This window comes from Mycobacterium sp. WUMAC-067 (genome assembly GCF_020217485.1).
In the GTDB taxonomy this organism is placed as follows: domain Bacteria; phylum Actinomycetota; class Actinomycetes; order Mycobacteriales; family Mycobacteriaceae; genus Mycobacterium.
On the sequence record NZ_JAEKMI010000174.1, the window covers coordinates 1 to 675 of the forward strand.

At 61.2% G+C, this 675-nt stretch carries 1 protein-coding gene; it reads right to left on the reverse strand.

The window, feature by feature from the left end:
* The coding region (locus JF781_RS28085; protein ID WP_205627306.1) for an acyl-CoA dehydrogenase family protein at positions 1 to 668 on the reverse strand (668 nt) is incomplete at its 3' end.
* Between the last annotated feature and the right edge of the window lie 7 nt (positions 669 to 675).

Below are 675 nucleotides of genomic sequence, written 5' to 3' on the forward strand. Positions count from 1 at the left end.
CCTTGCCCCTCGGTGTCGCCTAGCAGATGCGTCTTGGGGACGCGCACGCCGTCGAAAAACAATTCAGATGTGTCCTGACCGCGCTGACCTATTTTGCTGAGGACTCGTCCTCTCCGGAACCCGGGGCGATCGGCTTCCACGACAATCAGCGAAATACCGTTGGCACCTTGAGTATGGTCGGTCTTGGCCACGACGACAATGAGATCGGCTTGCTGACCATTGGTGATGAACGTCTTCGAGCCGGTGATGACGTACTCGTCCCCATCGAGGACGGCGCGCGTCTTCACGCTTTGAAGATCAGATCCGGTTCCGGCCTCCGTCATCGCAATGGCACCGATCAATTCGCCCGACGCCATCTTGGGCAGCCACTGCCTTTTCAGGTCTTCCCGGGCGTAGTGCAGGATGTAGTGTGCGACGATGCCGCTGTGCAGGCCGGCGCCCCACGAACTGTCCCCGATTCGAGCTTGCTCTTCGAGCAGAACTGCTTCGTGCGCGAACGTCCCGCCGCCGCCGCCGTATTCGACCGGCATCGACATGCACAGCAGGCCCAGCTCGCCTGCTCGTTCCCACACCGCCCGGTCGACATGGTGTTGCTCGGCGAAGCGCTCTGAGTGGGGTGCAATCTCAGTGGCAACGAACTTTGCGGCGAGATCACGAAGCGCTTCCAATTCCGGG